This is a genomic window from [Flexibacter] sp. ATCC 35208 (assembly GCF_001975825.1).
Classification (GTDB): Bacteria; Bacteroidota; Bacteroidia; order Chitinophagales; family Chitinophagaceae; genus Chitinophaga.
The window spans coordinates 1-5,459 of record NZ_MTKN01000137.1; the positions used below are offsets into that span (position 1 = coordinate 1).

Annotated in this window: 2 protein-coding genes; both read right to left on the minus strand. The window is 46.9% G+C overall.

Annotated features, from left to right (window positions below):
- Positions 1-116 precede the first annotated feature (116 nt).
- Entirely contained in the window at positions 117-3,698 is a 3,582-nt protein-coding gene (nifJ, locus tag BW716_RS34340; RefSeq protein WP_083730565.1) for a pyruvate:ferredoxin (flavodoxin) oxidoreductase, read from the minus strand.
- A 12-nt stretch (positions 3,699-3,710) separates the two neighbouring features.
- Positions 3,711-5,333 carry an NAD(P)-binding protein gene (locus BW716_RS34345; RefSeq protein ID WP_083730566.1) on the minus strand — a complete coding sequence of 541 codons (1,623 nt, stop codon included), beginning with the start codon at positions 5,331-5,333 and terminating at the stop codon, positions 3,711-3,713.
- Between the last annotated feature and the right edge of the window lie 126 nt (positions 5,334-5,459).

Below are 5,459 nucleotides of genomic sequence, written 5' to 3' on the forward strand. Positions count from 1 at the left end.
TCAACATAGAATACACGCTCATTTCTGCTGATGGCTGCCTAAATACCACTTCTCTAAAGTAAATTTTGCCACCGGCGTAAAACTCCTTTATTATACCACTGGCGTAAACTCATTTATTATGCCACCGGCGCAAACTCTTCCGCCTTCCAAGTAGCCATATTCTCATAACTCTTATACCTCAGTGTCACCAACTCCTGCGCCAATCCCATCAATCTTTTCGCCTCTGCAGGATTCGCTGTAGCCAGTGCTTTGTACCTAGTCTCATTGTAAGCATAATCTGTAAATGACACGGCTGGTCTTGGTGAATCCAATACAAAAGGATTTTTACCAGCCTCACGCAGTGCCGGATTATACCTGATCAATGGCCAATACCCACTGGACACTGCCAGCTGTTGCTGCGTCAATCCTTTCTCCATATCTATACCATGCGCAATGCAATGACTATATGCCAAAATCAGGGAGGGGCCTTTATAAGCTTCTGCCTCGCGCAATGCCAGCAATGTTTGCTGTGGATTTGCACCCATTGCAATCTGCGCTACATATACATTGCCATAAGAGATCGCCTGCATGGCCAGATCTTTCTTACCTACTTTTTTCCCTGCTGCTGCAAATTTTGCGATCGCAGCTGTAGGTGTCGCTTTTGACATCTGGCCACCTGTATTGGAATATACTTCTGTATCTAACACCAGTATATTTACATTACGTCCTGTAGACAGCACATGATCTAATCCTGAAGAACCAATATCATACGCCCATCCATCACCACCTATCAACCATACACTTCTCTTTACCAGATGATCTGCAACTGCCAGTAATTGTGCCGCCAATGCATTTCCACGGAGTGCATGTAGTTTTTGTTTCAGCACACCTACTCTATCGCGTTGTTCGGCAATGTGTGATTCCAATTGTTGTGGTGCATGCAGGATTGCATCTACCAATACATCATTCTCCAATACAGGTTGCAATGATAATAACAATGTCTGTGCTATTTCCCACTGTTTATCTGCCGCCACACGCATCCCTAATCCAAACTCTGCATTGTCTTCAAAGAGGGAATTGGACCATGCCGGACCACGTTTATCTTTGTTCACAGACCATGGTGTAGTCGGTAAGTTACCACCATAAATAGAAGAACATCCTGTTGCATTTGCTACCAGTAATCTATCACCATACAACTGCGTCAGCAACTTCACATAAGGTGTTTCACCACAACCAGCACATGCACCAGAGAACTCAAATAATGGTTCCAGGAATTGCGCGCCTCTCACTGTAGAGAAATCAAGTTCTGCACGATTGTTCACCGGCATACTTTCAAAGAAGCGGATATGCTCACGGCCAGTGGCCAGTGAAGGCTTTGGCGTCATATTGATCGCCTTTCTGGAAGCATCTTTGATATCTACCACAGGACAAGCCTGTACACAGAGTTTACACCCGGTACAATCTTCTAAATATACCTGTAAGGTATATCTTGTTTCAGGAAAACCTCTTGCATTGATGGCAGCAGATGGGAAACCTTCAGGTGCTTTTTCCAGGTAAGATTCATGATAGAATTTAGAACGGATCACACTATGCGGACACACAAAGCTACAGTTACCACATTGTATACAGCTATCAGATTCCCATACCGGTACATCATCTGCAATATTTCTTTTCTCCCACTTCGTGGTACCAGTTGGATAAGTCCCATCTATTGGCATTTTACTCACTGGCAACAGATCGCCTTTCCCTTCCAGCAACATCGCTGTTACTTCCTGTACAAAAGCAGGTGCCTCTGCAGGAATGCCATCATCCATCGGCAATGAACCTGTAGCACTCGCTGGTAAGTTTACACGTACCAGATGTGCCAGTGTATCATCCACAGCCTTGAAATTCTTCTGTACAATGGCTTCGCCTTTTGCCAGATAAGATTTGCGGATGAATTTCTTAATCTGTTCAATCGCTTCATCGGCTGGCAATACATTAGATAGCGCGAAAAAGCAGGTCTGCATAATCGTATTGATACGTTGTCCCATACCAGCTGCAGCAGCTACTTTGGAGGCATCGATCACAAACAGCTTCATCTGTTTATCTATCAATTGATCCTGCACCATACGTGGCAGATGATCCCACACTTCCTCCGCAGGATATGGGCTATTCAACAGGAAAGTAGCACCTGGCCTTGCACTCTGCAACATATCAGTCTTACTGATAAAATTGTATTTGTGACAGGCAATAAAATCAGCTTTGTCTACCAACCATGGCGCACGGATAGGATCTTTCCCAAATCGCAGGTGAGAAACCGTTTGCGTACCTGATTTACGTGAGTCGTATACAAAATATCCCTGTGCATAGAGGTCGGTTTCCTCACCGATAATCTTGATACTATTCTTATTCGCACCTACTGTACCATCCGCACCTAATCCATAAAACAGCGCGCAGACCCTGTCTGACGGTTCGATATGGAAAGCGTTGTCGTATTCAATACTTGTATAAGTGACATCATCATTGATACCGATCGTAAATCCATGTTTGGGTACCGGATTTTTGAGTTCATCCAGCACCGCTTTCGCCATTGCTGGTGTAAACTCTTTTGAAGATAAGCCATAACGACCGCCGATAATACGTGGTAGTTTTGACAAACGACCTGCTGTATATGCCTGACAGATGTGCGTAATGATATCCTGGTACAATGGTTCTCCCGCAGCACCGGGTTCCTTGGTACGATCCAGTACTACGATCTTTTCAACCGTATCAGGCAGTGCTGATAACAGGTGTTCGCCGGAGAAAGGGCGGAATAACCGTACCAATATTACACCTACTTTTTCACCATTGTCCTTCAGTATACGTACGGTTTCTTTCAATACTTCTCCACCGGAACCCATGACCACTGCCACTCTCTCTGCTTGCGGATGGCCATAATATTCAAACAGCTGATACTGCCGACCGGTCAATTCTCCCAACTGATTCATGGCATCCTGCACGATGACAGGAGCCGCTGAATAAAAAGGATTCACCGTTTCACGACCCTGAAAATATACATCCGGGTTCTGTGCAGTACCTCTTATAAAAGGCTGATCAGGATTCAGACTACGTGCACGATGTTCGCTCACGAGTGTATCACTGATCATACTTTTGATCTGGGTATCGGGTATCAGTTGTATCTTATTTATTTCATGCGAAGTACGGAATCCATCAAAAAAATGCATGAATGGAATACGTGTACGTAGCGTTGCTGCCTGACTAATCAGCGCCATATCATGCGCTTCCTGCACAGAAGCAGACGATAACATGGCAAACCCTGTAGTACGTGCCGCCATCACATCGCTATGATCACCGAAGATAGACAATGCCTGTGCAGCCAGTGACCTTGCAGCCACATGAAACACAGCACAGGTCAGCTCTCCGGCTATCTTGTACATATTAGGTAACATGAGCATCAGACCCTGTGATGCTGTAAAAGTGGTGGTCAATGCGCCAGCCTGCAAAGCGCCGTGTACCACACCGGCGGCACCACCTTCGCTTTGCATTTCTATTACATCCGGCACCTGGCCCCAGATATTTTTCAATCCTTTCGCCGCCCATTCATCTGCCAGTTCTGACATGGTAGAAGAAGGCGTGATCGGATAAATTGCACATACTTCATTAACGCGATACGCGATATATGCCACGGCTTCGTTGCCGTCCAGCGTAGCAATAACTGGTGTAGTCTCTTGTGTCATAGTGAGGTTGATTTACGCTCCGGGTACCATTTCGATTGCATGGCAGGAACACTGCTCGCTACACACTGCGCAGCCGGTGCAAATATCATAATTGAAGGAATAGCCATTGCCCGGTCCCAGTTTTGTGATTGCCTTTTGCGGACAGGCGCCAAAGCAGCCATCGCATTCAAAGCAATTGCCACAGGACAAACACCGGCGGGCTTCAAACAGTACTTCTTTTTCCTTAAGGCCGTAGGTTACTTCGTCAAAACCAGCGATACGGTCTTCCGCAGGTCTTACCACCTGGGCACCCTGAGGGGCATAGGTGCGGTACCAGCGATGTAGTTTTTCGTATCCAATAAGAGGAGATTTGGCTGATGGTGTATACGCTTCGTTATTCAGGTAAGCGTCTATATAACGGGCTGTCTTTTTGCCGTGCCCTATAGCGATCGTTACATTTCTTTCGCCAGGCACCATATCACCACCTGCAAATATGCCGGGATAACCCGTCATCATACTGCTGTCTACGCACACATTATCATCTGGAGTGAATGTAATGCCGGGTATATTTTTCAGAAAACCGGTATCTGTTTCCTGGCCCAGGGCCATGATGAGGGAGTCTGCTTCCAGTGTTTCAAAGCGACCTGTAGGCACAGGTTTGCCGTCTACCAGTTCCATCACTTCTACCGTCATCGTCATGCCATCTACCGATTTGATAGAGCGTAACCAGTGAATATTCACACCTTCTTCGAGGGCTTCCTGTGCTTCAAAATCGTGGGCAGGCATATTGGCCCGGTCGCGACGATAAATGATCATGGTATCTTCCACACCCAGTCGTTTTGCAGTACGGGCGGCATCCATTGCAGTGTTTCCACCACCATAAATAGCTACACGGCGGCCCAGTTGTGGTGCATCGCCCTCTTCCACCTGTTTCAGGAATGAGATAGCGTCCATCATTTTGAAAGCATCTTTGGCAGGAAGGTCTACTTTTTTAGAAAGGTGGGAACCAATAGCGAGGAATACAGCGTCAAATTTGCCCTGTTCTTTTTCGTGCAACAGGTCTTCTACTTTATGATTATACTCGACAGAAACGCCCATTTTACAGATGCGTGCTACTTCCTGATCCAGTTCATGACGGGGCAGGCGATAAGCGGGGATACCAAAGTGCATCATTCCACCGGCAATAGGACCGGCTTCATGAATTTCCACCTCATGTCCCTTACGCCTCAGGTGATAGGCGGCAGAGAGGCCTGCAGGGCCGGCGCCGACTATCAATACCCGCTTGCCGGTAGACGGAGGGGTAGCGATGGTCCAGCCTTTATGCAGGGCTTCGTCTCCAAGAAATCTTTCTACAGCGTGGATATTGACAGCACTGTCAATTTGCGTTCGATTGCATTGCACCTCACAGGTGTGATAGCAAACCCTGCCCATGACGGCAGGAAATGGGTTGTCTTCCATGATCGTGCGCCAGGCAGCTTCATAACGGCCGGCCTGGGCCAGCGACAGCCACCCTTGAATGTTTTCACCTGCCGGACAGGTGTTGTTGCAGGGTGGCAGCAGGTTGGCGTATACAGGATGTTGTGTCCTTGTAGGGCCGGTGCCAGCACTGTGGCTTTGCAGATCAGGCGATAAGGTAATGTCCTGATTTGTTTTCATAATATGTGAAGGTATTATCCCCGGGAGGGATAAAATGTGCTTGTGATCATAACATGGGGTGATAATGATCAACAAGCACCCCTTCAGTCATCACAACTTAGCCTTCTTTCTTTGAAAATAGTTCGT